Annotated in this window: 22 protein-coding genes; 5 read left to right on the forward strand and 17 right to left on the reverse strand. The window is 69.9% G+C overall.

Translation table 11 applies throughout. The features are described 5' to 3' along the window. Nucleotides 1-6 precede the first annotated feature (6 nt). The 3 genes from ACWCRA_RS10215 to ACWCRA_RS10225 form a co-directional block, all read right to left on the reverse strand. A complete protein-coding gene (locus tag ACWCRA_RS10215) occupies nucleotides 7-447 on the reverse strand; it encodes a DUF6113 family protein (RefSeq protein ID WP_351555425.1) in 441 nt (146 codons plus the stop codon). Further along, nucleotides 444-1325, reverse strand: coding sequence for an N-acetyl-1-D-myo-inositol-2-amino-2-deoxy-alpha-D-glucopyranoside deacetylase (mshB, locus tag ACWCRA_RS10220; RefSeq protein ID WP_451067223.1), 882 nt, complete (start codon nucleotides 1323-1325; stop codon nucleotides 444-446). The genes ACWCRA_RS10215 and mshB overlap by 4 nt, the downstream gene beginning before the upstream one ends. Nucleotides 1326-1453: 128 nt before the next feature. Then, nucleotides 1454-1648, reverse strand: coding sequence for a hypothetical protein (locus ACWCRA_RS10225; RefSeq protein WP_351555431.1), 195 nt, complete (start codon nucleotides 1646-1648; stop codon nucleotides 1454-1456). A 389-nt stretch (nucleotides 1649-2037) separates the two neighbouring features. On the opposite strand from ACWCRA_RS10225, the gene ACWCRA_RS10230 reads away from it, so the two are divergent. Next, nucleotides 2038-2256: a hypothetical protein gene (locus tag ACWCRA_RS10230; protein WP_451067224.1), complete on the forward strand. Its 219-nt coding sequence runs from the start codon at nucleotides 2038-2040 to the stop codon at nucleotides 2254-2256. A gap of 11 nt (nucleotides 2257-2267) precedes the next feature. Here ACWCRA_RS10230 and ACWCRA_RS10235 read toward each other — a convergent pair whose 3' ends face one another. The 14 genes from ACWCRA_RS10235 to ACWCRA_RS10300 form a co-directional block, all read right to left on the reverse strand. Beyond that, nucleotides 2268-3185, reverse strand: a complete 918-nt coding sequence (locus ACWCRA_RS10235; protein ID WP_451067225.1) for a hypothetical protein — start codon at nucleotides 3183-3185, stop codon at nucleotides 2268-2270. A 192-nt stretch (nucleotides 3186-3377) separates the two neighbouring features. After that, a complete protein-coding gene (locus tag ACWCRA_RS10240; RefSeq protein ID WP_351555437.1) occupies nucleotides 3378-4445 on the reverse strand; it encodes an ABC transporter ATP-binding protein in 1068 nt (355 codons plus the stop codon). Next, nucleotides 4438-5427, reverse strand: a complete 990-nt coding sequence (locus ACWCRA_RS10245; RefSeq protein ID WP_351555440.1) for an ABC transporter ATP-binding protein — start codon at nucleotides 5425-5427, stop codon at nucleotides 4438-4440. The genes ACWCRA_RS10240 and ACWCRA_RS10245 overlap by 8 nt, the downstream gene beginning before the upstream one ends. Before the next feature lie 10 nt (nucleotides 5428-5437). Then, nucleotides 5438-6418, reverse strand: a complete 981-nt coding sequence (locus ACWCRA_RS10250; RefSeq protein WP_351555443.1) for an ABC transporter permease — start codon at nucleotides 6416-6418, stop codon at nucleotides 5438-5440. Then, the gene (locus tag ACWCRA_RS10255; protein WP_351555446.1) at nucleotides 6411-7334 is read right to left on the reverse strand and encodes an ABC transporter permease; all 924 of its coding nucleotides are present in this window, start codon (nucleotides 7332-7334) and stop codon (nucleotides 6411-6413) included. Before ACWCRA_RS10255 ends, ACWCRA_RS10250 begins: the two co-directional genes overlap by 8 nt. Before the next feature lie 86 nt (nucleotides 7335-7420). After that, nucleotides 7421-9055, reverse strand: a complete 1635-nt coding sequence (locus ACWCRA_RS10260; protein WP_351555449.1) for a peptide ABC transporter substrate-binding protein — start codon at nucleotides 9053-9055, stop codon at nucleotides 7421-7423. Between the two features lie 189 nt (nucleotides 9056-9244). Next, the gene (locus tag ACWCRA_RS10265; protein ID WP_451067226.1) at nucleotides 9245-10177 is read right to left on the reverse strand and encodes a GNAT family N-acetyltransferase; all 933 of its coding nucleotides are present in this window, start codon (nucleotides 10175-10177) and stop codon (nucleotides 9245-9247) included. Nucleotides 10178-10361: 184 nt separating this feature from the next. Continuing rightward, complete coding sequence (locus ACWCRA_RS10270) at nucleotides 10362-11483, reverse strand: ABC transporter ATP-binding protein (protein WP_351555455.1); 1122 nt, start codon at nucleotides 11481-11483, stop codon at nucleotides 10362-10364. 14 nt (nucleotides 11484-11497) lie between these two features. Continuing rightward, complete coding sequence (locus tag ACWCRA_RS10275) at nucleotides 11498-12559, reverse strand: ABC transporter ATP-binding protein (RefSeq protein ID WP_351555458.1); 1062 nt, start codon at nucleotides 12557-12559, stop codon at nucleotides 11498-11500. Between the two features lie 10 nt (nucleotides 12560-12569). Beyond that, on the reverse strand, nucleotides 12570-13547 hold the full coding sequence (locus ACWCRA_RS10280; protein ID WP_351555460.1) for an ABC transporter permease: 978 nt from the start codon (nucleotides 13545-13547) through the stop codon (nucleotides 12570-12572). A gap of 115 nt (nucleotides 13548-13662) precedes the next feature. Beyond that, nucleotides 13663-15456 (reverse strand): ABC transporter substrate-binding protein, encoded by a 1794-nt coding sequence (locus tag ACWCRA_RS10285; protein ID WP_351555463.1) that lies wholly within the window; start codon nucleotides 15454-15456, stop codon nucleotides 13663-13665. A gap of 100 nt (nucleotides 15457-15556) precedes the next feature. Beyond that, nucleotides 15557-16588 (reverse strand): ABC transporter permease, encoded by a 1032-nt coding sequence (locus ACWCRA_RS10290; protein ID WP_351555466.1) that lies wholly within the window; start codon nucleotides 16586-16588, stop codon nucleotides 15557-15559. An 835-nt stretch (nucleotides 16589-17423) separates the two neighbouring features. After that, nucleotides 17424-19325, reverse strand: a complete 1902-nt coding sequence (typA, locus tag ACWCRA_RS10295) for a translational GTPase TypA (RefSeq protein WP_351555469.1) — start codon at nucleotides 19323-19325, stop codon at nucleotides 17424-17426. Nucleotides 19326-19602: 277 nt separating this feature from the next. Further along, nucleotides 19603-22197 carry an ABC transporter substrate-binding protein gene (locus ACWCRA_RS10300; protein WP_451067232.1) on the reverse strand — a complete coding sequence of 865 codons (2595 nt, stop codon included), beginning with the start codon at nucleotides 22195-22197 and terminating at the stop codon, nucleotides 19603-19605. Nucleotides 22198-22577: 380 nt separating this feature from the next. On the opposite strand from ACWCRA_RS10300, the gene ACWCRA_RS10305 reads away from it, so the two are divergent. From ACWCRA_RS10305 to ACWCRA_RS10320, 4 genes are read left to right on the forward strand one after another with little or no spacing between them, the layout of a single operon-like run. Beyond that, nucleotides 22578-22829 (forward strand): hypothetical protein, encoded by a 252-nt coding sequence (locus tag ACWCRA_RS10305; RefSeq protein ID WP_351555475.1) that lies wholly within the window; start codon nucleotides 22578-22580, stop codon nucleotides 22827-22829. 36 nt (nucleotides 22830-22865) lie between these two features. Beyond that, on the forward strand, nucleotides 22866-23687 hold the full coding sequence (locus tag ACWCRA_RS10310; RefSeq protein ID WP_351555478.1) for a hypothetical protein: 822 nt from the start codon (nucleotides 22866-22868) through the stop codon (nucleotides 23685-23687). Further along, nucleotides 23687-25615 carry a fumarate reductase/succinate dehydrogenase flavoprotein subunit gene (locus tag ACWCRA_RS10315; RefSeq protein ID WP_351555481.1) on the forward strand — a complete coding sequence of 643 codons (1929 nt, stop codon included), beginning with the start codon at nucleotides 23687-23689 and terminating at the stop codon, nucleotides 25613-25615. Before ACWCRA_RS10310 ends, ACWCRA_RS10315 begins: the two co-directional genes overlap by 1 nt. After that, on the forward strand, nucleotides 25612-26385 hold the full coding sequence (locus ACWCRA_RS10320) for a succinate dehydrogenase/fumarate reductase iron-sulfur subunit (RefSeq protein ID WP_351555484.1): 774 nt from the start codon (nucleotides 25612-25614) through the stop codon (nucleotides 26383-26385). Before ACWCRA_RS10315 ends, ACWCRA_RS10320 begins: the two co-directional genes overlap by 4 nt. Nucleotides 26386-26615: the final 230 nt, after the last annotated feature.

The following is a 26615-nucleotide window of genomic DNA, read 5'->3' on the forward strand; positions in this document are numbered from 1 at the left end:
CCGGAACTACCGCTTGCCGGGGGTCCCGCGCGCCCCCTTCTCGTCAAGTCGGGCGGTGCCGCCGCCCGGTTGCGCCGGGCGCGTCATCGTGGCACACATCACAGCGATGGCCATACCGCCGATAATGAAGACAACCGGTCCGATTCCGGCGGAGAAGACCCCATCGCCCTCCGGTCGCCCCATGCTCAGCAGCAGAACCGCGCCCAGCCAGCCCACTCCGGACGCCACCACCCCGAACGGGGTGCCCGTCAGCTTCCCGGAGCCGTGGAACAGGCCCGCGGCGGCCAGCAGGGAGAGCAGCAAACCGCCGGGGAACCAGGCCCCTTGGACCAGGGAACCGGCCGTTCCGACCACGGCGCCGAGGAGGGCGAGACCCGTGTACGCGGCGGCCCTGCCGAGCCGCAGTGACACGGGCCGCTGAGCGCCGGGGGCGCTGCGCCCGCTCATTCGGCCACCCCCGCGAAGAGATCGCGCTCCCGCTCACCGGCGCGCGCCCCCGACTCACCCCGGGCCAATTCGTACCATTCTGTGGCGAAAAGCGGCTGGAACAGGTGGTTGGAGAGCTCGAAGCGGTTCCCGTCCACGGTGACTTGGGTGGCGTGGGCGCGCATCGCCGCCGCCTTGCGCCCCACCTGGGCGGAGCCGTCGATCTCGGTGGTGATCCGCGCGTCGTCGACCACCCCCGGCACATCGCCGACCGCGGCGACCGCTCCGGGCGCCTCGGCGCGCAGCCGGGCGAACTCCGCCTCGGCCACCGAGCGCGCGACCCGGTTCCAGTAGATCTTGGTGATGGTGTGCGGGTCGCCGAGGTCCCTGCGGTAGGCGGGCTCGGCCGCCAGATCGGCGGCGCGCAGGGCGACCCGGTGGGCCTGGATGTGGTCGGGGTGCCCGTATCCGCCGTCGGGGTCGTAGGTCACCAGCACCTGGGGGCGCAGCTCGCGGATCGTCTCGACGAGATACCCGGCGGCCTCGTCGACCGGGGTCCGCCAGAACGCGTTCGCGCGGTGGTTCTGCTCGACGCCCATCATCCCGGAGTCCCGGAAGCGCCCGGGACCGCCGAGGAAGCGGTGATCGGTGACCCCCAGCTCCTTCATCGCGGCGGCCAGTTCGCCCACGCGGTGGGGGCCGAGCCGGTCCTCGCGGTCCGGCGCGAGATGGGCGAGACCGGCGGGGATGACCTCGCCCTCTTCACCGAGAGTGCAGGTCACGAGGGTGACCTGGGCGCCGGCGGCGGCGTACAGAGCCATCGTCGCGCCGTTGTTGATCGACTCGTCGTCCGGGTGCGCGTGCACCAGGAGCAGCCGGCGGGCGGGGAGATCCTTCATACGGCACAGCCTACGAGGCGCCGCCGTGCCGTACGGGCAGGAGCGGGCAGCCCCTGATCATCCGGCCCGGCGAACCCGTCCCCCGGGGCTGCGCCGGAGTGCACGCCCCGGGCGCGCCGGGGGCGCACTCAGAACTTGAAGTCCCCGATCATCCCCGCCACATTCGAGGTCAGATCGGTGATCGTCGGGGCGAGGTTGGAGCTCGCGAGATAGAAACCGAGCAACATGCAGACCGCGGCATGCCCTCCCTTGAGCCCGGACTTCCGGATCAGCAGGAAGACGATGATCGCCAGCAGCAGCACCGCCGAAATGGAGAGTGCCACGGCGGTTCACCTCCACAGATATTCGGTCGGGACGGGCAGCTTGCATGTGCCGGAGGGTTCCTACCCACCTTGCGCTACGGATCATAACTATCCGTGCGAACGCATTGATCGGTGCACAGCAGCACATGGGGGCGCACAGCTCTCGGGGGCGGTCATACGACTCTCAGGACAGAGCACTCCTTTCCCTGTCGGTGCGCAAGACCCCCCGCACCGCACTCCGGGCGCCCCGCATCCGGGCACCGTTCTCTTGAGTTGGCCGGTTCTTTTCCCCGAGGTCTCCGGCCGGACATCCGGGAGGCCGGTGCGGAGCACGGCCGAGGAGGGCCGAGCTGCGCGCCCGATCGCTGCCCGGCGATGTGCACACCAGGGATCTCTGGTGATGAAAGGGGATGGACGGAGCATCGCTGAGCGCCCGGATCGGCCCGCCCGACCGGGAGAGGGGTGTCGGGAACGGTCTCTCGCTCCTCTGCCGCCCCCGGGTCCGCGCACTGCGGATGCTGGCCGATTCTTTTCCCTGCATCCGGATGGGCGGGGAGCAGACGCCGGAGGCCCGCGCCGGACCGGCGGAGAACCGCGCCGTGCCGGGGCGGTGCCGGCGGGCCCCGTAGGCGGGAGCGTCTCACCAGCCCGGGGGGCGTGAGGACGGCGGCGGCGGACCCGCCGGGGCCGCGCGGGGCGGTGGCTCCGGCGGGCGGCGCGGGGCCGCCAGCAGCAGCAGGGCGACGGCGCCCGCCACCGCCTCCAGACACCAGGAGACCACCAGCAGCCGGTCCGCCAGCGGGAGTTCGCCCAGCCGCCCCAGCAGACCGTTGTGGAGGGCGATGTCCACTCCCCGTAACCCCGCGCCCAGCACGAACACCCCCGCCACCAGGGCCGCCGGCCGGAGCGCGGCGAGGGCCGCGACCCCCGCGAGCAGGACGGTGACCGAGGTCAGCCACCCCGGCGGGATCGCGAGCAGCGGCGGCAGCGCGGGCACACCGCCGGTGAAGCGGTCGGCGTACGGCTCCGGGGAGAGCGCCGCCGTACGGATCTCCCACCCCGCCAGCACCCCCGCCGCCCCGCCGAGCAGCGCCGACGCGGCGACGGGCACCCCCCGCGCCGGGCCGCGCGGGCGGGTGCGGGGGCCCACCGCCGCGGTGGTCAGCAGGCCGACCCCGAGGGCCAGCGCCGCGAAGGTGGCGTACAGCGCGAGGGTGCGCAGTTCGTCCGTGGCGCGCAGCCCCGGCCGTCCGGAGCCGAGCACCCAGAGCCCGGGGAGCCAGAGCGCGAGGGTGATCACCCCGGCCGCCGCCGGGGCGCCGGGGGTGAGCCCCGGACGGAGGGCGGCGGCGAGCAGGACGACGTACACCGCGAGGAGCAGCGGATGTTCGAGCGAGGTCGCGGGCGGCAGCGGCTGGGCGTCGGCGGTCCACAGATGCCACAGTTCGTCCGGGGAGCCGGCTTTGGTGAGATCGCGGGCGATCCAGCCCGCCGTGATCAGCGCGAGCGTGCCGCAGAGGACCGCGGTGGTGATCCTGGAGCCCCTCGTAAGTGTCACGCTGCGATCGTGCATCCGCCCGTACGGGTGAACAAGAGGACGGGTGACCGCCCGGGGGCCACATGGCGAACCCCCGGACGGTCCACGGCACCCGCACGGCCGTACAGAGCGCAGCCTGCCGGGGCCGTGTATCACCGTGGCTTCGGGTGGATTACCCGCAGGTAAAAGGGTGTTCCACCGGTCGGCCGGGGATCATCCGCCGGGTGGCACCACCTGTTTCTCCTCGGCGAAGTGGCAGGCGGAGGGATGCTTCGCCGGGCCCTCGGCGAGTCTGAACTCGGCCGGGACCGCGAGCAGCGGGACCTCCAGGGCGCACCGCTCCCGCGCCTTCCAGCAGCGGGTGCGGAAGCGGCAGCCGGAGGGGATGTGCGCGGGCGAGGGGACGTCGCCGCCGAGCAGGATGCGCTCGCGGTGCTCCCGCGCGAGCGGGTCGGGGACGGGCACCGCGGACAGCAGCGCCTGGGTGTAGGGGTGGGTGGGGTGGTCGTAGATCTCCTCGTCCCGGCCCAGCTCCACCACCCGGCCCAGGTACATCACGCCGACACGGTCGGAGATATGGCGCACGATCGACAGATCGTGGGAGATGAAGACCAGGGTGAGGCGGAATTCCCGCTGGAGCGCGGCGAGCAGATTGATGACCTGCGCCTGGACCGAGACATCGAGCGCGGAGACCGGTTCGTCGGCGACGATGATCTCCGGCCGGAGCGCCAGGCCCCGGGCGATGCCGATGCGCTGACGCTGGCCTCCGCTGAACTGGTGCGGATAGCGGTTGATGTACTCGGGGTTGAGCCCGACGACATCGAGCAGCTCCCGCACCCTGCGCCGGCGGTCGCCCTTGGGGGCGACCTCGGGGTGGATGTCGTAGGGCTCACCGATGATGTCGCCGACCGTCATCCGGGGGTTGAGCGAGGTGTACGGGTCCTGGAACACCATCTGGATGTTGCGGCGGACGGCCTTGAGCGCGCGGCCGGAGAGACGGGTGATGTCCTCGCCCTTGTAGCGGATCACTCCGGCGGTGGGGCGTTCCAGATGGACGAGCATCTTGGCGAGGGTGGACTTCCCGCAGCCGGACTCCCCCACGATGCCGAGCGTCTCGCCGGTCAGCAGGTCGAGGTCGACGCCGTCGACGGCCCGGACCGCGCCGATCTGCTTCTTGAAGAGGATGCCCCGGGTCAGCGGATAGTGCTTGGCCAGCCCGCGCACGTCGAGGATCGCCTCACCCGTCCTGTCCGTCTCACCCGCCTCACGCGCCTCAGTCATCGGGAGTCCCCTCGTTCAGGGTCTGCCGCCAGAAGTGGCAGGCGCTGCGGCGCTCGGCGGACACCTCGTACAGCGGGGGCTCGTCGGTCCGGCAGATGTCCTGGGCGAGCGGGCAGCGGGGGTGGAAGGCGCAGCCGGGCGGGATCTTCATCAGATTGGGCGGCAGGCCCTTGATCGCGTACAGCTCGCGGCCCTTCTGGTCCAGACGCGGGATCGACTCCAGCAGGCCCCGGGTGTAGGGGTGGGCGGGGGCCCGGTAGATGTCGTGGACGGGGGCGGTCTCCACGATCCGGCCCGCGTACATCACCGCGATCCGGTCGGCCACGTCGGCGACGACCCCGAGGTCGTGGGTGATCAGGATCAGCCCCATGTTCAGCTCGCGCTGGAGATCGGCGAGCAGCTCCATGACCTGGGCCTGGACGGTGACATCGAGGGCGGTGGTGGGCTCGTCCGCGATGATCAGGGCGGGTTCCAGGGCGAGCGCCATGGCGATCATGATCCGCTGGCGCATACCGCCGGAGAACTGGTGCGGGTACTGCCGCACGCGCTCCCCGGCGCCGGGGATGCCGACCCGCTCCATCAGGTCGACGGCGCGGGCGCGCGCCTCCTTGCGCTTCAGACCCCGGTGGACGATGAACATCTCGCCGAGCTGGTCGCCGACGCTGAGCACCGGGTTGAGGGAGGAGAGGGCGTCCTGGAAGATCATCGCCATCCGGGCGCCGCGCACCTTCCGGCGCTCGTCCTCCTTGAGTTTCAGCAGGTCCTGGCCCTGGAAGAGGATCTGGCCGCCGGTGATCCGGCCCGGGGGCGTGTCGAGGATGCCCATGACGGCCTGGGCGGTGACGGATTTCCCGGAGCCGGATTCGCCGAGCACGGCGAGGGTGCGGCCCTCCTCGACGGTGTAGCCGACCCCGTTGACGGCCCGGGAGACCCCGTCCCTCGTACGGAACTCGACGTGCAGATCGCGTACTTCGAGCAGCATCACGGGCTCCTCAGCGCAGCTTGGGGTCGAGGGCGTCGCGCACCGCGTCGCCGAGCATGATGAACGCGAGCACCGTGACCGCCAGGGCGCCGGCCGGCCAGAGCAGCATGTGCGGGGCGTTGCGGATGTAGGGGGAGGCGGAGGAGATGTCGATGCCCCAGGAGACCGTGGGCGGCCGGAGCCCCACACCGAGGTAGGAGAGCGTCGCCTCCAGGGAGATGAAGGTGCCGAGGGCGATGGTCGCGACGACGATCACGGGGGCGACGGCGTTGGGGGCGATGTGGCGCAGCAGCATCCGGGAGTTGGAGGCGCCCAGCGCACGGGCGGCCTGGACGTAGTCGTTGTGCCGGGTGGTGATCACCGAGCCCCGGGCGATCCGGGAGATCTGCGGCCAGCCCAGCAGCACCATGAAGCCGATGACGGGCCAGACGGTGTTGGACTTGACCACGGAGAGCAGCACGAGTCCGCCGAGGATGACGGGGATGCCGAAGAACACATCGGTGAGCCGGGAGAGGATCGCGTCCCACACCCCGCCGTAGAACCCGGCGAGCCCGCCGAGCGCGGAGCCGAGGAGCGCGACCCCGAGGGTGGCGCAGACGCCGACGGTGACCGAGGTGCGCGCGCCGTAGACGGTACGGGTGTAGACATCGCAGCCCTGGCCGTTGAAGCCGAAGGGATGGCCGGGCTGGGAGCCCTCCTGGGCCTTGGCCAGATCGCACTGGAGGGGGTTGCCGGAGGCGATCAGCGAGGGCCAGAGCGAGATGACCACGAGAAAGAGGATGATCAGCCCGGAGACGAGGAAGACGGGGTTGCGGCGCAGATCGCGCCAGGCGTCGGACCAGAGGCTGCGGGGTTTCTCGGTGGGGCCGGTGCCGAGGGGGCCGCCGGGGAGGCGCTCCAGGGACTCGCCCTCGCTGGCGGCGAGGTCCATGGCGCCGCCCGCACCGGTCGGCGCGATGGCTCCCTGGTCGTCGAAGGGCGGCTCAGGCATAGCGAATCCTCGGGTCGAGTACGGCGTACAGCAGGTCGACGAGCAGATTCGCCAGCAGGAACACCAGCACCAGCACGGTGACGAAGCCGACGACGGTCTGGGTGCTCTGGCGCAGGATGCCCTGGTAGAGCTGGTAGCCGACGCCGTGGATGTTGAAGATCCGCTCGGTGACGATCGCGCCGCCCATCAGCGCCCCGATGTCGGTGCCGATGAAGGTGACGACCGGGATCAGGGAGTTGCGCAGCAGATGGCGGGTGATGACCCGGCGGCGGGGCAGCCCCTTGGCCCGGGCGGTGCGGACATAGTCGGAGCGGGCGTTCTCGGCGATGGAGGTCCGGGTCAGCCGGGTGACATAGGCCAGGGAGACGGAGGCGAGGACCAGGCCGGGGACGATCAGTTCGTCGAGAGGGGCGCCCGGGGAGACGGCGGGTTTGATGATGCCCCACTCGACGCCCAGCAGGAGCTGGAGCAGCAGGCCGGTGACAAAGGTGGGGATGGAGATGACGACCAGGGTCAGCAGCAGTACGGAGGTGTCGACGGGCCGGCCGCGCCGCAGCCCGGTGACGACTCCCAGGGTGATGCCGATGACGATCTCGAAGAAGATCGCGACCAGGGTGAGCCGGGCGGTGACCGGGAAGGCGTCGGCCATCAGCTCGGCGACGGGCTGGCCGTTGAAGGCGGTGCCGAAGTCCCCGGTGAAGACATTGCCCATATAGGTGAGGTATTGCTGCCAGACCGGCTTGTCGAGGCCGAACTCCTTGCGGAGCTGGGCGGCGGTGGCGGGGTCGCAGGCCCGCTGGCCGCAGAGCCCCTGGATGGGGTCGCCCATCACATTGACCATGAGGAAGATCAGCAGGGTGGCGCCGAAGAAGACGGGGATCATCTGGAGCAGACGCCGGATGACATAGCGTCCCATGAGGGTCTCCCGGGGTCGTCGGTCGGCGGTGGTCGGTCGGCTGCGCCCTCTGGCCCGGGTGCTGGGGCGGTGGGTCCCGGGGCCGGTCAGGCCACCGTGATCTCGTTGTAGACCGGGACGCTGAAGGGGTTCAGGGTCACGTTGGAGATCCGGGCCGAGTAGCCCGCGCTGCCGTTCTGGTACCAGAGCGGAATCGCCGCCATCTCGTCGCGCACCACCTCCTCGGCCCGCTGGAAGATCTCCACGGCCCTGGCGGTGTCGCTCTCGGCGTTGGCCTGGTCGACGAGGCGGTCGAACTCCGCGTTGCTCCACTTGCCGTCGTTGGAGGAGGCGTTGGTGTAGTAGAGCGGCTGGAGGAAGTTCTGGATCAGGGGGTAGTCCATCTGCCAGCCGGCCCGGAAGGGGCCGGGCATCGCGGATTCGGTGATCTGGCCGCGGAAGTCCGCGAAGGTGCCGACCGGGTTGCCGACACAGGCGCGGTCCTTGCCCAGGGCGTTGTTGATGCTGTTGCAGACGGCGTCCACCCAGTCCTTGTGGGAGCCGGTGTCGGCGTTGTACGTGATCTTCATCTGGCCGCCGGGGATGCCGCCGGCCTCGTCGACCAGCCGTCTGGCCGCGGCGGCGTCGTAGACACAGGAGTCCCCGCAGAGGGTGTCCTTGAAGCCGCCGTCGACGCCGAGCACCGGTGAGGTCCAGTCCTTGGCGGGGGTACGGGTCCGCTGGAAGATCGTGTCGGTGATCTGCCGGCGGTTGATCGCCCGGGAGAGGCCGGTGCGGAGCCTGGCGCCGTCCGCCGTGTTCCACGCCTTGTCGTAGTAGGGGAAGGCGAGGGTCTGGATGATGCCGGCCGGAGTGTTCAGATAGCGGTCGCCGAGGTCGGACTTCACATTCTTGAGCTGGGCGGCCGGGACATCGTCCACCAGGTCGAGATTGCCCGCGAGGAGATTGGTGTAGGCGGTGTTGTTGTCGGTGTAGACGATCAGGTCGACCCCGCCGTTGCGGGCCCGGTCGGCGCCCGGGTAGCCGTCCCATCTCCGCAGGGACATCTGGGAGCCCCGGACATAGGCGTCGACGGTGTACGGGCCGTTGCCGACGGGCTTGGCGAGCCAGCCGGCGTGGTCGTCGAAGAAGGCCCGGGGCAGCGGGGCGAAGGCGGCGTAGCCGAGGGTGTCGGGCCAGGTGGAGAACTTCTGGCTGAGCTTGACGGTGAAGGTCCGCTCGCCGGTGACCTTGAGGCCCGACAGGGTGGTGGCCTTCGGACTGCCGGTGTCCGGGTGCACATCGGCGTACCCCTCGATGTAGCCGAAGAAGTAGGCGTTGCGCTGGTTGTTCCTGAGGTCGGCGCCGTAGTTCCAGGCGTCGACGAAGGAGCGGGCGGTGATCTTCTCGCCGTTGCTGAAGGTCCAGCCGTCCTTCACCGTGACGGTGAAGGTGACCGAGTCGGAGGTGTCGATCCGCTCGGCCAGCATGTCCTTGGCCTCGCCGGTCCCCGGGTCGTACCGCTTGAGCCCCCGGAAGAGCAGATCGAGGACCTTGCCGCCCTGCACCTCGTTGGTGTTGGCGGGCTCCAGCGGGTTCTGCGGGTCGCCCCAGGAGGCGCTGACGATTCCGTCGGGGCCGCTGCCGCCCCCGGCGGTGCCTCCTCCGCAGGCCGTCGCCAGCAGGGCGAGGGCCACCGCGCAGACGGCCCACGGGGCGTGCCCGGCTCCGGCTCCGCGCATGGAGTGCCTCCCAGTCCTGAGTCTCGCTCAGGGCCTTTCGCGCGGATCGGGCCGGGCTCACTGATCCACCCTGATCCACGCGAAAGGCCCTAGGACCGAATATCACCCCGAGGGGGAGCATTCCGCACGCCGGCCGCCGCCGTACGGACGAGGCCGGAGCCCGCCGGGACGGCCGCCCGGGAGACGGGCTCAGCCGGCCGGCAGGGTCACCTCCCAGGTGTCGACGGCGTAGCCGAGCGCCATGCCGTGCGCCTCGTACAGCCGCAGCGCGCCCGTCTCGTTGCCCGTGTCCACGCCGAGCCCCAGGGTGGTGCGGCCCAGCCCCGCGTACACCCCGAAGGCATGGCGGAGCAGCAGACCGGCGACGCCCCGGCCGCGGGCCTCCTTCCGGACGCCCAGGCTGTTGATCCAGCCGTGGGCTTCGCGGTGGTTCGTGGTCACCATCGCGCCGATGTCGCCGGAGCCGGTGCGGGAGGCGATCCACACCAGGGACCAGTCGATGTGCTCGCCCAGGTCGTCGAGCCACTGCCGGTAGCCGCGCGGATGATGGTCGAAGTGGTCGGCGAAGGTCTCCTGGAGCAGCTCATGGGCGCGCCGGCGGTCGGCCTCGTCCCGGCAGTCCCGCAGGGTCAGACCCTCCGGGAGGGCGGGGACGGGGTCGTCGGCGGGGGCCAGCGGGCGGGTGAGGACGTGGTAGCGGCGGACCGTGGACCAGCCCCGGCGGGTGAGCAGGGAGGTGTCCAGGGTGGGGCGCACATGGAGATGGAGGTGGACGACGGCGCGGGCGGCGCCGTTGGCCCCGGCCCGCCGGACCGCCTGGGCCTCCATCAGTTCGAGCAGCCGCTCCCCCGCGTCCTGGTGCTCCGGGAGGATGTAGTGGTCCATGTCGATGCGCTCGGCACCGGAGTCGTCCCAGAGCAGTCCGTAGCCGACCAGCTCGCCGCCGCGGTGGGCGAGCCAGGAGTTGTCGGCGAGAGCGGCCTCCGGGTGGATGAGGTCGGCCTTCACGGAGACCAGGTCGGTCTCCGCCCGGCCCGTCTCGATCAGATCGACGGCGTTGAGCAGGCGGCAGATGGCGGGCGCGTCCCCGGGGGTGGCGGGCCGCACGGTGAGGTCGTCCATCGGATCACTGTCGGGGGCGGGGCCGGGGCGCCGCAACGCATTAACCACCGGCGCGGGGAGGGGGCCGGCGGCGGGAGAGCCTGCCAGGGGAGGGAGCCGGCGGAGGGGCCGGCCGGGGCCGGACAGCGGAGAGCCCCGGACACCGCGGGGTGTCCGGGGCTCGGCTCGGCCGGAGCGGTTCCGCTCAGCTCTCGCCGTGCTTCTCCTCCAGCGCCGCCAGCGCCGGGTCCAGGACCACGTCCTTGCCGCGGGCCTCGATCGTGGGCTCCTCGGGGAAGTGGCAGGCGGTGAGGTGACCCTCGCGGTTGCCGGAGAGCCGCACCAGCGGCGGTGCCTCCGACGCGCACTTGTCCTGGGCCTTCCAGCAGCGGGTGCGGAAGGGGCAGCCGGAGGGCGGCATGATCGGCGAGGGGACGTCGCCGGAGAGCCGGATGCGCTCCTTCTTCCCGCCGTCCACATCGGCCTCGGGCACCGCCGAGAGCAGGGCGTGGGTGTACGGGTGGCGCGGGCGCTGGTAGAGGGAGTCGCGGTCGGCGACCTCCATCACCTTGCCCAGGTACATCACGGCCACGCGCTCGGAGAAGTGCCGGACGACCGCCAGGTCGTGGGCGATGAAGAGGAAGGCGATCCCCAGCTCGTCCTGGACCTTCTGGAGCAGATTGACGACCTGCGCCTGGATGGAGACGTCCAGGGCGGAGACCGGCTCGTCCGCGACGATCAGCTTGGGCTCCAGCGCCAGGGCGCGGGCGACACCGATGCGCTGGCGCTGGCCGCCCGAGAACTCGTGCGGGAAGCGGTTGTAGTGCTCCGGGTTGAGACCGACGGTCTCCAGCAGCTCCCGGACCCGGGCCTCCCGGCCGCCGGCCGGGTTGATGCCGTTGACCTCCATCGGGCTCTTGATGATGGTGCCGACGGTCTGCCGCGGGTTGAGCGACGAGAACGGGTCCTGGAAGATCATCTGGATCTCGGACCGGATCGGCGCCAGCTGCTTGCGGCTCGCGTGGGTGATGTCCTGCCCGGCGTAGGTGATCTTGCCGCCGGTCGGCTCCAGGAGCCGGGTCACCAGCCGCCCGGTGGTGGACTTGCCACAGCCGGACTCGCCGACGAGGCCGAGGCTCTCGCCGGGGTAGACCTGGAGGTCCACCCCGTCGACCGCCTTGACGGCACCGACCTGGCGCTTGAAGGGAAAGCCTCCGTAGATCGGGAAGTGCTTCTGGAGCCCTTCGACGGTGAGCAGCGGCTCGCGCCGCTCACCGGGCCCTTCCTTGGAACCCTGCTGCTTGGGCAGAGTGACGTTCTCACTCATGTCTCTGCGTCTCCCTAACCCAGCCGGGGCTTGATCTGATCAATGAAGATGGACTGCTTCTGGTCCGACGTGAGGTGGCAGGCGCTGGCCCGCCCGTCGGCCAGCGCGGGCCGCTCGCCCGAGCACCGTCCGTCGGCCACCTTCTCCTTGAAGGTACAGCGCGGGTGGAACGGGCAGCCGGAGGGCGGGTTCAGCAGGCTCGGCGGGGAACCCGGGATCGGCACCAGCGGCTCGTCGAGGTCGCCCCCGAGGCGCGGCATGGAGCTGAGCAGTCCCCAGGTGTAGGGGTGCTTGGGGGTCTGGAGCACCTCGCGGACACTGCCGCGCTCCACCGCCCGTCCCGCGTACATCACCAGCAGGTCGTCGGCCATGTTGGCGATGACGCCCAGGTCGTGGGTGATGAAGATGATCGCCGAACCGAACTCCTGCTGGAGGTCCTTGAGCAGATCGAGGATCTGGGCCTGCACGGTCACGTCGAGCGCGGTGGTCGGCTCGTCGGCGATCAGCAGGTCGGGGTCGCAGATCAGCGCCATGGCGATCATCGCGCGCTGGCGCATACCGCCGGAGAACTGGTGCGGGTAGTCGTTGAAGCGGGTCGCGGGCTGCGGGATGCCGACCTTGTCGAGCATCTCGATGGCGCGCGCCTTCGCCTCCTTCTTGGAGGCTCCGGTGTGCTTCATGTAGGGCTCGGCGATCTGGCGGCCCACCGTGTAGTACGGCGAGAGAGCCGTCAGCGGGTCCTGGAAGATCATCGCGACCTTGTTGCCGCGGAGCTTCTCCAGGTCCTTCTCGGGGGCACCGACCAGTTCCTTGCCGTCCAGACGGATCTTTCCGTCGACGGCGGCCGTCTTCGGGTTGTGCAGTCCGAGGATGGTCAGGTTGGTCACGGACTTGCCGGAGCCCGACTCGCCCACGATGCCCAGCGTCTTGCCGCGCTCGACGTCGAAGGAGAGGCCGTCGACCGCGTTGACGATGCCGTCCTCGGTGGAGAACCGCACCCGCAGGTCGCGAACCGAGAGGAAGGCCTCCGGCCCGGTCGGGGCCGGTGTGTCTTCGGTCTTGGTCAGTGTGGTCACGGTCGTTCTCCTAGGCGAGGCGCACGCGCGGGTCGATGTAGGCGTAGGCGAGGTCCACGAGGATGTTCAGGATCAGGATGAAGAAGGCCCCGAACAACATCACGCCCATGGTCATCGGCAGGTCCTTGCTGAGCGACGAGTCCACCGCGAGGCGGCCGATGCCGGCCAGGTCGAAGGTGAACTCGGTGACCACGGCGCCCGCGAGCAGACCGCTGAGGTCCATGCCCAGAATGGTCACGATGGGGGTGAGCGAGCCTCGCCAGGCGTACCTGAAGAATACGTACCGCTGCCTCATGCCCTTGGCCCGCGCGGTGCGGACATGCTCCTCCTGGAGCTGTTCGATCATGGTGGAGCGCGCCATACGGGTGTACTGGGCGGTGAAGATGGTCGCCATCACGGCCCAGGGGATGATCATGCCGACCACCCAGCCCGCCGGATCGTCCAGGAACGGAACGTACTTGGGGTTCTCCAGCCAGCCTGTGCTGTACACGAAGATTCCGAGAACGATCGGCCCCAGGAAGTAGATCTGGAACGAGCTGAGCACCATCGAGGCGGAGCTGACGATCTTGTCGAGCGAGGTGCCGCGCTTCCACGCGGCGAGCAGTCCGGACCCGAGGCCCAGGACCAGGAAGATGACCAGACCACCGACGGTCAGCGAGAGCGTCAGCGGGAAGCGGTCGATGATCGACTCCCAGACGAACTCCTGGGATTCGAAGGAGACTCCCAGACACGGCGCGGGGCAGTGCCCGATGGCGAAGTCGCGGCCGGTGACGATGCCGCCCATGAAGTCCCAGAACTGGGCTGTGATGGGCTTGTCGAGCCCGAGGTTCTCGCGGATGACCGCGATGTTCTCCGGCGTGCAGTTCTTGCCGCAGGCGAGTTGGGCGAAGTCCTGGGGGATTGTGTAGAACAGGAAGAACGTGAACGCGCCGATCAAAAACATGATCACGACGGCGCCGGTCAACCTGCGGATGAGGAACTGAAGCATCGCGGAAGGCTGCTCTCTTCGAAGGCGGCGGGGTGGAGAGGTGGGGCCGTGGGGGCGCGCTCCGCCTGGCGCGCCCCCACGGATCAACCGGTAACCGGAGTCTTGTGGACCGGTGTTACGGCTTCTTCAGGAACAGGTCGTTGATGTCGATGTAGCTCGACTCGACGCTGTACCGCACGCCGCCGACATTCGAACCCGAGAGCTGGATCTGCTTCGAGTAGTAGACCGGGGCGGCGGGGTTGATCTCCTCCACGATGCGGTGGTGGATCTCCTCCCACTTCTTCGCGGCCTCTTCGGGCTTGAGCTTCAGGGCCTCGTCGATGCCCTTGGTGACCTGCTCGTCCTTGATGTGCGAGTAGTTCGACGCGCCGTCGGCGACGAGGTCACCGTCGTAGGTCGGGGTGATGACCGTGGACGGGGACGGCCAGTCCTGGCCCCAGCCGGTCATGTACAGGTCGTACGGGTTGTCCAGCTTGCCGACCTGCTCGTAGAACGTGGCGCGGTCGATCTCCTTGGACTGGACGTCGAAGCCCAGATCGGTGAGGGTCGACTTGATGATCACGGCCTGCTTCTGCCCGCGCGGGGTGTTGGAGTGCGCGTAGGTGATCTTGGTTCCCTTCTGGAAACCGGCCTCCTCCAGCAGCGCCTTGGCCTTGACCTTGTCACCGTTGGGCTTCTTGGCCTTGCCGAACGGGTCGTAGGTCGGGTCGTAGCCCGGCAGGGTGGGGGCCATCAGACCGCCGGCCAGCTCGCCGCCGTACTTGCCGCCGTCCGCGGCGATCATGCGCTGGCTGGGGATCGCGTGCGTGATGGCGTCACGGATCTTCTTGTCCTTCATCTTGTCCAAGTTGAAGGTCATCTGCCAGACGTAGGGCTGGTAGCCCTTGATGCTGCGCTTGTTCACGGCCGCGTCGCTGACGACGTCCTTGATCATGGTCGGGTCGACCGAGTCCGTGAACTGGATGGCGTTCTTCGCGTCGCCCTGGTCGGCGATCAGACGCTTGGTCTGGCTGCCCTGGTCGATCGTGAAGGAGAAGTCATAGCCGTCGACGTACTGGTGCCGGACCGCGTCGGTCTTCGGGTCCCAGTTCGTGTTCTTGACCATCTTCATGGACTTGCCGGGCTTCACCTCGGCGAGCTTGTACGGGCCCAGCGAGGCGGGGCGCTTGTCGTACTTCTCCTTGGTGTCCGCCTTCTCGGGGACGATGGAGTAGCCCGCCATCGCCAGCGCCTGCGGCAGGTCCGGCTGGGCGTCCTTGAACTTGAAGATGACGGTCTTCGCGTCCGGGGTGGCCAGGACCGAGTCCGGCAGGTGCTTGCCCTTGTAGGGGCCGTCCGGCAGCGCCTCGCGGTACTTGGAACCGGAGAGCCAGGTCTGGACGTAGGACGGACCGTCGAAGATGAACTTCGCGTACATCCGCTCAATGGTGTGGCGGACGTCGGCGGACGTGATGACGTTGCCGTTCTCGTCCTTGATGCCGTCCTTGAGCTTGAACGTCCAGGTCTTGCCGCCGTCGGACATCTGGCCGGCGTCGGTGGCGATGTCACCGACGACGGACAGGTTGCCCTTGTCGTCCTCCTGGAAGTTCGTCAGACCGCGGTGGATCAGGTTGGAGAACTGACCCGCGTCGCTGACGTAGATCTGCGCGGGGTCCATGTGGCTCAGACCCGACTGCATGAACACGTTGATGGTGCCACCGGGCTTGGCGCCGGGGACCTCGGCCGCCGGGCCGTTGGAGGCCGCCGCGTCCGCGTAGACAACCGGCTTGGACTGAGCCGCCGCGTCCTTCTGCGTCTTGGACTCGTCCTTGGTGCTGCCACTGTCCTTGGAGCACCCGGTGAGCGCGAGGGAGCCGGCCGCGGCAGCGACGACTATCGCACGCACTGTACGTGAGCGAAGGGGCTTCATGATGCTCGTTGCACCTACCTGTCCTTTGTATATCCAGCACAAGCTGCCTGACCGTCCGGTTGCCCGGCGCGGGGGCGGCAGCCACCCCCGCCCTTGGACGTCACCGTCCGGTCTTGGGGTCGAACGCGTCCCGGACCGAGTCGCCGAGAAGGTTGAACGCGAGGACGAACACCACCATGGCGACGCCCGGGAAGAACATGAACGCCGGGTTCTGCTCGTAGACCTTGCTGCCGATGGCGAACATCCGGCCCCAGTCGGGGGTGGGCTCCACGAAGCCGACACCGACGTAGGAGAGGAAGGCGATGGTCAGGATGGAGCTGGGCAGCATGTAGGTGCCCTGCACCAGAATCGGCGTGACGATATTGGGCAGGATCTCCTTGCGGACGATCCGCCAGCGCGAGGCGCCGGACACCTTGGCCGCCTCGACGAACTCGCGCTCCCGCAGGGAGAGCACGGAGCTGCGCACCAGACGGGCCATGCCCATCCAGCCGAGGAACCACATCACCAGGATGATCGAGACCGCGCGCAGATAGGTCGGGGTCTCGTCGGTGGGCGAGACGAAGAGCGCGGTGACCACCGGCATGAAGGCGATGAAGAAGAGCTGGCTCGGGAAGGCGAGGAAGAAGTCGGTCACCCGGCCGAGCCAGTAGTCGACCCGGCCGCCGAAGTAGCCGCCGACCATGCCGATGACCACACCCGTGAGCACCATGAGCACGGTGATGACCAGGGCCATGTAGAGCGAGGTGCGCATGCCGTAGAGCAGCATGGTGAACACATCGCGGCCCAGCTCGGGTTCCACACCGAACCAGAACTCGCCGGAGACGCCGCCGAAGGACCCGACGGGCATCGAGAAGTCGTCCAGCAGGTCCGGCATCGTGTCCGGGTAGAGCGTGTACGGGTCCTTGCCGTACAGCTTGGAGATCACCGGCGCCAGTGCGGCGATCACGAAGAAGGAGATCACGACGCCCGCGGAGATCAGGCCGACGCGGTCGCGCTTGAAGCGCGCCCACATCAGCTGGCCGGGCGAGCGACCGGTGTGGTTGGTTCCGTCCGCGGCGTCGTTCTTGGTCGCGGTCTCTTTGTCCAAGGCGACTGAGGCGTCCGTGGCCTCGGCCTCGATTGGACTGGTCATGGTGTGTCCATTCACGGGTGTCGGGTGACCCGCGGTCCTGCGCACGGCAGCCATGACGGCCGAGTGGGTGCACTCGTGACGTCAGTCTGCTGCCGGATGACGATTCCCCATCGCCGGCCGTACCCGGAGCGGGTGCGGCCGTACTGCCTCACGTCCGTGGATCATCCACGGGCAGAGCGGCTGGAAAGTGCGTCAATGGGGATAGATTCCACCCTCAGGAGCGCGAGCCGAGCGGTTGACCGGGGCTCAGGATCGGCGGCCTACGTCGGCTGCCTGACCGGATGGAATGCGCTGGAAACCGGCCGTACAAGCCATCTGTGACGACCCGACCCCACTGGCGCTCGTGGCACCGCGCATGGGTTCCTCCTCATGAGTCCACGTGTTCACTGCAAGGCTGGGCACAGGACACCCCCGCCGACACCCCTGACGGCGAAGAGCTGTACCCCGTGTGCTCGTGAGTCGGCGCTCCCCACAGCGCATGACCCGTTGACCCGAGCTCAGTGAAGCCAACTATTGGGTAAGTTCGGGCCGTAAACCACACTTAAAGCATCTCGTTTTGGCAACATCAGTCCAGGCCCAGGGACCACAATCCGGACAAAGGGATCGCAGACAGACACCCCCGAAACGGACTGTTAATGCAGGTTTCCGGTGAGCTACGCCCGATAGTCGGACAGACGGGGTAGGAAAACCGGTTGACGGACGCCGGAGAGCGCGTGGTCCAATCCCACAGCTTCCCACGCGAGGGGCGGACGCAAACGGCCCGGGTGGCCCCTCCTGGAGGGGCCACCCGGGCCGTTTTCGGTCAATCACGCGCCAGGGGCGCGCAGGGGGCCTGTCAGCCGTGCTTGGCGCGGGAGGCGGCGCGGGCGCGCTCCCGGGCGTCCAGGTTCACCTTGCGGATACGGACCGACTCCGGGGTCACCTCGACGCACTCGTCGTCGCGGCAGAACTCCAGCGACTGCTCCAGCGAGAGCTTCCGCGGCGGGACGATCGCCTCGAAGGAGTCGGCGGAGGAGGAGCGCATGTTGGTGAGCTTCTTCTCCTTGGTGATGTTCACGTCCATGTCGTCGGCGCGCGAGTTCTCACCGACGATCATGCCCTCGTAGACCTCGGTGCCGGGCTCGGTGAAGAGCACCCCGCGCTCCTGGAGGTTGGTCATCGCGAAGGCGGTGACGGCGCCGGAGCGGTCGGCGACCAGCGAGCCGTTGTTCCGGGTCTTCAACTCGCCGAACCACGGCTCGTGGCCCTCGTGGATCGAGTGGGCGATACCGGTGCCGCGGGTGTTGGTCAGGAACTCCGTGCGGAAGCCGATGAGGCCGCGGGAGGGGACGACGAACTCCATGCGGACCCAGCCGGAGCCGTGGTTCGACATGTTGTCCATCCGGCCCTTGCGGGTGCCCATGAGCTGCGTGACCGCGCCCATGTGCTCCTCGGGGACATCCACCGTGAGGCGCTCGACCGGCTCGTGGACCTTGCCGTCGACCTGCTTGGTGACCACCTGGGGCTTGCCGATGGTCAGCTCGAAGCCCTCCCGGCGCATCTGCTCGACCAGGATGGCCAGCGCCAGCTCACCGCGGCCCTGCACCTCCCAGGCGTCCGGGCGCTCGGTGTCGAGCACGCGGAGGGAGACATTGCCGACCAGCTCGCGCTCCAGCCGGTCCTTGACCTGGCGGGCGGTGACCTTGCGGTCCTTGACCGCGGACTTGGCGTCCGCGCCCTTGCCGGTGCCGCCGCGGCCGACCAGCGGCGAGGTGTTGGTGCCCACCGTCATGGAGATCGCCGGCTCGTCCACCGTGATCAGCGGCAGCGCGATCGGGTTCTCCGGGTCGGCGAGGGTCTCACCGATCATGATGTCGGGGATACCGGCCACGGCGCAGATGTCGCCCGGGCCCGCCACCTCGGCGGGCTTGCGGGTGAGCGCCTCGGTCATCATCAGCTCGGAGATGCGGACATTGGCCATGGTGCCGTCGCGCTTGATCCACGCGACGGTCTGGCCCTTGCGCAGCTCGCCCTGCTCGACGCGGAGCAGCGCGATGCGGCCCAGGAAGTTGTCGGCGTCCAGGTTGGTGACATGGGCCTGGAGCGGCGCGGACTCGTCGTACTCCGGGGCCGGGACCGTCTGGAGGATGGTGGAGAAGAACGGCTCCAGGCTGTCGCTGTCGGTGGGGACCGTGCCGTCGGCGGGCTTGGTCAGCGAGGCGACGCCGTCCCGCGCGCAGGCGTAGACGATCGGGAACTCGATCTGGTCCTCGTCCGCGTCCAGGTCGAGGAAGAGGTCGTAGGTCTCGTTGACGACCTCGTCGATACGGGAGTCGGGACGGTCCGTCTTGTTGATGCACAGGATGACGGGCATCCGGGCCTGGAGGGCCTTGCGCAGAACGAAGCGGGTCTGGGGCAGCGGGCCCTCGGAGGCGTCGACCAGGAGGACGACCGCGTCCACCATCGACAGACCGCGCTCGACCTCGCCACCGAAGTCGGCGTGGCCGGGGGTGTCGATGATGTTGATCGTGATGGGCGCCCCGCCGGCCTTGGGGTGATACTTCACCGCCGTGTTCTTGGCGAGGATCGTGATGCCCTTCTCACGCTCCAGGTCGTTCGAGTCCATGACCCGGTCATCGACGTGCTGGTGCGCTGCGAAGGCTCCGGCCTGCTTCAGCATGGCGTCGACCAGGGTGGTCTTGCCATGGTCGACGTGGGCGACGATGGCGACGTTACGAATGTCGTGGCGCGTGGGCATGCTGGCTGGCGCTTCTCTCGATCGTGGGATGCGGCGTGGATGCGGCGTTGTTTCCTCGTACGCCCTGCCGGGGCGGACACGCCGCGGCTCTGTCCCATGGTACGGGGCCGCCGCGCGGGGGGCCTCCCGGTCCGGAGGGGGAGACGCGGACCACGGAGTGAGAGGGGTGGGGGGAGCGCGGCCGGCGCGACTGAACACCGGTCAACGGGTGGACATGATCTTGCCCGCCGGGGTGGCCGGCGGGCAAGGGAGTTGAGCGGGTTCTGAGGTTGGCCGGTTACTCCCCGGAGCCGTCGGGGGAGGCGGGTGCGGGGGCGGCGTCCTCGTCGTCCCGGTCGGCCGCCGAGGCGGCGCCCGGTCCGGGGTTCTGGCCGGTCAGGGGCGTCTCGGGACGGTCGTCCCGGCCACCGCCGGCCCTGGCCCCGGCCTTCGCCCGGGTCTTGGGCCGCTCGGCGGTGAGGCCGATGTCCTCGTAGCGGGGGGTGGCGAAGCCGAAGGCCCCGGCATTGCGCACCGCCGGCCGGACGGCGACCAGCTCGGGGCGCTGGTAGAGCGGGATGGACCCGGCCGCGGCCCAGATCCGGGCGTCGGCCCGGCGCACCAGATCACGGGCCTCGTCCTCGTCCAGCTCGGAGGCGGCCTGCTCGAAGAGCTGGTCGATGTAGTCCGTACCGACGCGGGTGTAGTTCTGCTCCACCACCAGGGAGCCGTCGCCGGCCGGCTCGGGCTTGGCGTAGATGGGGCGGGCGTCGGTCGCCGGGTAGGCGGTGGCGGGCCAGGAGTAGAGGGCGAGGTCGTACTGGCCCGAGGCGATGTGCTCCTTGAAGTAGTCCTTGTCGGCGACCTTGGTGATCTCGGTGCTGATGCCGATGCGGTCCAGCATCCGGGCGATCCGGTCGCCGACGGTCCGCAGCGACTCCGAGCCGGGGCCCGACGGGAGGACGAACCGCAGGGAGAGCGGCTTGCCGTCCTTGCCGAGCCGGCCGCCCGCGGCGACCGGGGCGGCGGTGCCCGCCGGGGCGTAGGCGCCGGCCCCCGGGCCCCGGGCGTCCTCGCGCGCCTTCCCGGCGCCGGCGCGGGTGCGCTCGCCGTCACCGTCGGTGGCCGTCCGGGCGTCCCTGGCCCGGGGCTGGACGGCCAGCTCCTGGAAGGTCACGGGGGCGGGGGCCAGGACATGGGTGCCGCCGGAGCCCTCGGCGGCCTTGTCGTCGCCGACGATGTAGAGCCCCTCGCCGGAGGGGGTGTCCAGGGTCTCGTCGCCGTCCGGGGTCTCGTCCGGGGTCTCGTCCCCGTCCGGGCTCTCGGCCTTCCGCTTCCCCGGGTTCTTGCCGTCCGAGCCGTTCGAGCCGTCGGTCTCCCCGGCGGACTCGGCGGACTCATCGGACTCGGCGGACTCATCTGCCTCGTCGGACGGGGACGCCGACGCCTCACCGCCCGCCTTCGCGGGCTGCCGCTTCTTGAGCGCCCCGCCGGGCACCCAGCCCGCGTCCGCGAGCAGGGCCTGTGCCTCCTGGGTGTTCTGCTCGCCGAGCGCCCCGCTGTTGTCGGTGTACGCACGCTGGCCGGCCAGCGCCAGATGGTTGCCCGGCGGGGTCGCGGGCAGTCCGAGCGGGCCCAGCACCGCGTCGGCCAGCTCCTGGCGGTCGAGCGCACGGGCCACGGCCCGGCGCACCCGGTCGTCGGCGAGCGGCCCGGTCTCGCCGTTCAGCGCGAGCTGGGTGAAGGCGGGCTCCAGGGACTTGCGGACCTCCAGGGCGCGCAGTCCCCGCTGCTCCTCGGCGTAGGTGACGATCGCGCGGGCGGCGCGCACCCGGGCGCCCTGCTCCTCCTCGGCCACCTCCTCGTCGGAGCCGTGGGCGAGGGCCCAGGACCTGAGCGCGGCGGAGCCGGTGAGGGTGGAGCCGGGGCCGTGGGCGGGGAGGGCGCCGGGGGCGAGGGCCGGGGGGCCCGCCGCGCCGGCGGAGCCCGCGGCCCCGGCGCTCGACGCGTCCCGGGCGGCCAGGGCGATCCGGTGGGCGGTCGGGCGGTCGACCTCGGCGATGTCGACCTTCCCGGAGGCGAGGGCGGCGGCCCGCTTCTCCCTCGGTACGGCGGTGAGCACCAGGGTGTCCAGCTTGGTCTGCTCCCCCCACCAGCGGGGGTTGCGCTCCAGGGTCGCGGTGCCGGCCTTCCGGTCGAGCCCGCCGAGCCGGAAGGGTCCCGCCGTGGCCTTGAGGGTGGTGCGGGCCCCGTCGTTGAAGGCGTTGGGGGTCCCGGTGACGTCCTTGGGGTAGAGCGGGGTGAAGAGGGAGCGCCAGTCCGCGTAGGGCTTCTTGAAGGTGACCTTGACCTCCAGGTCGTTGGCCCCCTTCTGGATCTCCTCGATCCGGTCGTACCCGGCGTTGCGCGCGGTCCAGTAGGAGCTGTCCCGGCCGCTGAGCGCGCGCCACTGGGAGACGAAGTCGGGTGCCCCGATCTCCCGGCCGTCGCTCCAGACCGCCTTCTGGTTGAGCTTGTAGAGCACGACCTGCTTGGGTTCGCGCTCGACGATCTCCGCGGACTCCAGATAGTCGGGGTTGCGCTGCGGACGGCCGCTCCGGTCGAGGGTGAAGAGCGCGGGGAGCACGGCCCCGGTGATCCGGGTGGTGGCGGTGTCGGCGTCGGCCTGGAAGGTGTTGAGGGTGGTCGGCACCGCGTCGATCGCCCAGCTCAGGGTTCCGCCGTCGGCGACCTTGTCCCGTTTCGCCGCCGCGATGTCCTGGGCGGCGGCCCGCCCGGCGGAGTCGTCGGCCGTGCACCCGGCCAGGGCGGGCAGCGCGAGCGCTCCGCCGGCGAGCAGCGACACTGAGCGGAACGTCCGCGAGGTACGGAATGTCCGTGAGGTCCGGGACATCCGGGTGCCGGCCCTCCCGTTTGGCTCGTCGACCTGGGACATGGGCTCTACCTCTTCATCCTGTTTTACGGAATTTGGGATGATCACACTGGTTCCACCGCACTGAAGTGGAACGAGACCCTCCGTCGGTGCAGACACGGCGGGTCAAGCCCGCGAAGTCACCCGCTCGGCGCAAGAAACAGGCCCATATGTTCCGGTAAAACAGGAGAAACTGCGGTTGCCAAGACCGAACCCACCCGGGAAGCGTCCGGCGCAGGCGATGAGAGCGGATGAGAGGCGATGAGAATCCCGCAGATCCCCTTCACAAGGGAGATGTGAGGCGCGACACTCGCAGGCGCATGAACGACGCCACCCGCACCCCGCGGAAGTGAGGGCAAGTCATGTCCCAGCAGACAGATCTGAACGCGGTTCAGCACCGTCTCGACGAGCTGATCCAGCGTGTCGGAGAGCTGGAACGGACCGTTGACCAGTTGCGGCGCGAAGGGGGCCGGCCGCGTTCCGGCACCCGGCCCGAGCGCACCCCGCCGGACCGCACCCAACTGGTCACCATCCCCGACGCTCCGTACAACACCGCACTGTGGACGGACTCGGACGACGAAGGTCTGGGCGTCCGCGACCGGCACGCTCCCTGATCCGGCCCGGCGACCGCCGGGCCCTAGGAGACCTCGTTGGCCACTGGTACCGAACCACCACCCACCCACTCGGGCGTGCACGGCGCGACCCGCGCCGCCATCAGCCCCCGCCATCTGCGGACGGACCGCTGGTGGCTGGCCCCGGCGCTGACCGCCGGCGGGCTGCTCGCCTTCGTCATCTACTCGACCTGGCGGGCCTTCGCCAACGCCGACTACTACGCGGCCCCCTATGTCTCGCCCTTCTACTCGCCCTGTCTCGCCGAGAACTGCGTGCCGATGAAGGGCGGGCCCAATCTGGAGATCTTCGGCAGCTGGTGGGGGCTCTCCCCCTCGCTGCTGATCCTGATCTTCCCGCTCGGCTTCCGGCTGACCTGCTACTACTACCGCAAGGCCTATTACCGGGGCTTCTGGGCCTCGCCCCCGGCCTGCGCGGTCGCCGAACCGCACCGGACGTACACCGGCGAGACGCGCTTCCCGCTGATTCTCCAGAACATGCACCGGTACTTCTTCTACGCGGCGATCCCGGTCGCCGGCATCCTCACCTATGACGCCGTACTGACCTTCCGCGACGAGCACTACGCCTGGGGGCACATGGGCCTCGGCACGGTGTTCTTCGTGGTGAACGCCGTCCTCATCTGGGCGTACACCCTCTCCTGCCACTCCTGCCGGCATATCGTCGGCGGCCGGCTGAAGCACTTCTCCAGGCATCCGGTGCGCTATCGGCTGTGGGGCTGGGTCGGCAGACTCAACGCCCATCACATGCTGCTGGCGTGGGTGTCGCTGCTGAGCGTCTCGGTCGCGGACATCTATGTCTACCTCCTCGCCTCCGGTGCCTTCGAAGATCCGAGGTTCTTCTGATGACGCAGCTCGAACGGCAGCAGTGGGACGTGGTCGTGGTCGGCGCGGGCGGGGCCGGCCTGCGCGCGGCCATCGAAGCCCGGGAGCGGGGCGCCCGTACCGCGGTGATCTGCAAGTCCCTCTTCGGCAAGGCGCACACCGTGATGGCGGAGGGCGGAATCGCCGCCTCCATGGGCAATGTGAACTCCGGTGACAACTGGCAGGTCCACTTCCGCGACACCATGCGCGGGGGCAAGTTCCTCAACCAGTGGCGGATGGCCGAACTGCACGCGCAGGAGGCCCCGGACCGGGTCTGGGAGCTGGAGACCTGGGGCGCCCTCTTCGACCGCACGGCGGACGGGCGGATCTCCCAGCGGAACTTCGGCGGTCACGAGTACCCCCGGCTGGCCCATGTCGGCGACCGGACGGGCCTGGAGCTGATCCGCACCCTCCAGCAGAAGATCGTCTCGCTCCAGCAGGCGGACCACGCCGAGTACGGCGACTACGAGGCCCGGCTCAAGGTCTTCCAGGAGTGCACCGTCACCCGTGTGCTCAAGGACGGGGAGCGGGTGTCGGGGACCTTCTGCTACGAGCGGGAGTCCGGCCGCTTCTTCGTGCTGGAGGCCCCCGCGGTCGTCCTCGCCACCGGCGGCATCGGGAAGTCCTTCAAGGTGACCTCCAACTCCTGGGAGTACACCGGGGACGGCCACGCGCTGGCGCTCCTCGCGGGCGCGCCGCTGCTCAACATGGAGTTCGTGCAGTTCCACCCGACCGGGATGGTCTGGCCGCCCTCGGTCAAGGGCATCCTCGTCACCGAGTCGGTGCGCGGCGACGGCGGGGTGCTGCGCAACTCCGAGGGCAAGCGGTTCATGTTCGACTACATCCCCGAGGTGTTCAAGGACAAGTACGCGCAGAGCGAGGAGGAGGGCGACCGCTGGTACGAGGACCCGGACCAGAACCGGCGCCCGCCCGAGCTGCTCCCCCGCGACGAGGTGGCCCGTGCCATCAACTCGGAGGTGAAGGCGGGCCGCGGCTCCCCGCACGGCGGGGTCTTCCTCGATGTCTCCACCCGGATGCCCGCCGAGGTCATCCGGCGGCGGCTGCCGTCGATGTACCACCAGTTCAAGGAGCTGGCGGATGTCGACATCACCGCCGAGGCGATGGAGGTCGGCCCCACCTGCCACTACGTCATGGGCGGGATCGCGGTCGAGTCCGACAGCGCCGCCGCGGCCGGGGTCCCCGGGCTCTTCGCCGCCGGTGAGGTCGCCGGCGGTATGCACGGCTCCAACCGGCTGGGCGGCAACTCCCTCTCCGACCTGCTGGTCTTCGGCCGCCGTGCCGGTCTGTACGCGGCCGAACTGGCGCTCGGCACGGTCGACCGGCCACGGGTGAGCGAGGCCGGGATCGACGCGGCGGCAGCCGAGGCGCTCCACCCCTTCAGCGCCCCGGGCCTCGCGGGCGACGATCCGCCGGAGAATCCGTACACCCTCCATCAGGAGCTCCAGCAGACCATGAACGACCTGGTCGGCATCATCCGCCGGGAGGGCGAGATGGCGCAGGCGCTGAAGCGGCTGGCGGGGCTGCGGGCGCGGGCCCGCAGCGCCGGGGTCGAGGGGCACCGGCAGTTCAACCCCGGCTGGCACCTCGCCCTGGACCTGCGGAACATGCTGCTGGTCAGCGAGTGTGTGGCGCGGGCCGCGCTGGAGCGCACGGAGAGCCGGGGCGGTCACACCCGGGAGGACTTCCCCACGATGGAGCGCTCCTGGCGGCCGGCGAATCTGCGCTGCCGGCTGGTCGATCCCACCGGTGAACGGTGGACCGCCGATCCGGCGGCCGGGCAGATCACGCTGGAGCGTGTGGCCACCGATCCGATCCGTCCGGACCTGCTCGCTCTCTTCGAGAAGGAAGAGCTGGTCAAGTACCTCGCCGAAGAGGAGCTCCACACGTGAGTTCGTACCAGGCCGCGTTCAGGGTGTGGCGCGGGGACCAGGAGGGCGGGGAGCTGGCGGACTTCGCCGTCGAGGTCAACGACGGTGAGGTGGTGCTGGACATCATCCACCGCATCCAGGCCACCCAGGCGTCCGATCTCGCGGTCCGCTGGAACTGCAAGGCGGGGAAGTGCGGGTCGTGCAGCGCGGAGATCAACGGGCGGCCGAGGCTGCTGTGCATGACCCGGATGTCCGTCTTCTCCCCGGCGGAGACCATCACGGTGACGCCGCTGCGGGCCTTTCCCGTGGTGCGGGATCTGGTGACGGATGTGACCTTCAACTACACGAAGGCGCGGGAGGTGCCGTCGTTCGTCCCGCCGCCGGGGGTGGCGGCGGGTGAGTACCGGATGCAGCAGGTCGATGTGGACCGCTCCCAGGAGTTCCGCAAGTGCATCGAGTGCTTTCTCTGCCAGGACACCTGTCATGTGGTGCGCGACCACGAGGAGAACAAGGCGGCCTTCGCGGGGCCGCGCTTCCTGATGCGGGTGGCGGAGCTGGACATGCATCCGCTGGACGCGGCGGGGGAGGCGGGGCTGGACCGGAAGCGGACGGCGCAGGAGGAGCACGGGCTGGGGTACTGCAATATCACCAAGTGCTGCACCGAGGTCTGCCCGGAGGGGATCAAGATCACGGATAACGCGCTGATTCCGCTGAAGGAGCGGGCGGTGGACCGGAAGTACGATCCGCTGGTGTGGCTGGGCAGCAAGATCCCGCGCCGCCGTACCTCCTGACCCACCGCGCCGCGAGCGCGGGCGGGCACCCCCAGCGCGGGGGTGCCCGCCCGCCCCCGCACCGGAGGTGGCCCGCACACCCCCGCCCCACCCGACGCACCCCGCGCCCGGCCAAACCCAGCCCGTCCGGCGCTTGAGGACGGACCCTGTGCCACAGGACCCCGCACCCTGCGGGCCACGGTCGGGGGCCAGCCCCCGAACCCCCGCGCCTCAAACGCCGGCGAGGCTGG

Source organism: Streptomyces sp. NPDC001889, assembly GCF_053594535.1.

Bases quoted from the DNA above. Each gene is read 5' to 3' on its own strand.
- ACWCRA_RS10260 (WP_351555449.1), bottom strand. From the start codon at position 9,055: ATGCGCGGAGCCGGAGCCGGGCACGCCCCGTGGGCCGTCTGCGCGGTG.
- ACWCRA_RS10305 (WP_351555475.1), top strand. From the start codon at position 22,578: ATGTCCCAGCAGACAGATCTGAACGCGGTTCAGCACCGTCTCGACGAG.
- ACWCRA_RS10285 (WP_351555463.1), bottom strand. From the start codon at position 15,456: ATGAAGCCCCTTCGCTCACGTACAGTGCGTGCGATAGTCGTCGCTGCC.
- ACWCRA_RS10270 (WP_351555455.1), bottom strand. From the start codon at position 11,483: ATGAGTGAGAACGTCACTCTGCCCAAGCAGCAGGGTTCCAAGGAAGGG.
- ACWCRA_RS10215 (WP_351555425.1), bottom strand. From the start codon at position 447: ATGAGCGGGCGCAGCGCCCCCGGCGCTCAGCGGCCCGTGTCACTGCGG.
- mshB (WP_451067223.1), bottom strand. From the start codon at position 1,325: ATGAAGGATCTCCCCGCCCGCCGGCTGCTCCTGGTGCACGCGCACCCG.
- ACWCRA_RS10240 (WP_351555437.1), bottom strand. From the start codon at position 4,445: ATGACTGAGGCGCGTGAGGCGGGTGAGACGGACAGGACGGGTGAGGCG.
- ACWCRA_RS10250 (WP_351555443.1), bottom strand. From the start codon at position 6,418: ATGCCTGAGCCGCCCTTCGACGACCAGGGAGCCATCGCGCCGACCGGT.
- ACWCRA_RS10230 (WP_451067224.1), top strand. From the start codon at position 2,038: ATGGACGGAGCATCGCTGAGCGCCCGGATCGGCCCGCCCGACCGGGAG.
- ACWCRA_RS10315 (WP_351555481.1), top strand. From the start codon at position 23,687: ATGACGCAGCTCGAACGGCAGCAGTGGGACGTGGTCGTGGTCGGCGCG.
- ACWCRA_RS10245 (WP_351555440.1), bottom strand. From the start codon at position 5,427: ATGCTGCTCGAAGTACGCGATCTGCACGTCGAGTTCCGTACGAGGGAC.
- ACWCRA_RS10300 (WP_451067232.1), bottom strand. From the start codon at position 22,197: ATGTCCCGGACCTCACGGACATTCCGTACCTCGCGGACGTTCCGCTCA.
- ACWCRA_RS10280 (WP_351555460.1), bottom strand. From the start codon at position 13,547: ATGCTTCAGTTCCTCATCCGCAGGTTGACCGGCGCCGTCGTGATCATG.
- ACWCRA_RS10265 (WP_451067226.1), bottom strand. From the start codon at position 10,177: ATGGACGACCTCACCGTGCGGCCCGCCACCCCCGGGGACGCGCCCGCC.
- typA (WP_351555469.1), bottom strand. From the start codon at position 19,325: ATGCCCACGCGCCACGACATTCGTAACGTCGCCATCGTCGCCCACGTC.
- ACWCRA_RS10255 (WP_351555446.1), bottom strand. From the start codon at position 7,334: ATGGGACGCTATGTCATCCGGCGTCTGCTCCAGATGATCCCCGTCTTC.
- ACWCRA_RS10290 (WP_351555466.1), bottom strand. From the start codon at position 16,588: ATGACCAGTCCAATCGAGGCCGAGGCCACGGACGCCTCAGTCGCCTTG.